This window comes from Bacillus cereus group sp. N6, assembly GCF_016483705.1.
Lineage (GTDB): Bacteria > Bacillota > Bacilli > Bacillales > Bacillaceae_G > Bacillus_A > Bacillus_A wiedmannii.
The window spans coordinates 1-237 of record NZ_JAEHBI010000338.1 but is presented as its reverse complement, the minus strand read 5'-3'; the positions used below and the strand labels follow the sequence as shown (position 1 = coordinate 237).

The window sequence follows — 237 nt, the reverse complement described above, 5'->3', positions numbered from 1 at the left end:
TTAGATCAAAAGCTCTACGATTTATCAAATGTATGTCTCTATAAGATCAACAAGAAGTTACACATTAAAAACAGATTGTTTAATCAACTTTTAGCTGAAACGTTAGTGGATCCAGAAAATGGTGAAATTTTAGCGGCGGAAGGAACAATCTTAGAACGTCGTACACTTGATCGCATTTTACCTTACTTAGAGAAAAACATTGGATTAAAAACAGCGAAACCAATGGGTGGAGTGGGA

At 35.0% G+C, this 237-nt stretch carries 1 protein-coding gene; it reads left to right on the top strand.

Annotated elements, in window-relative coordinates; genetic code table 11:
* Window positions 1–237, top strand: a 237-nt coding sequence (locus tag JDS99_RS31525; protein WP_199696545.1) for a hypothetical protein, incomplete at both ends; no start/stop codon positions are given.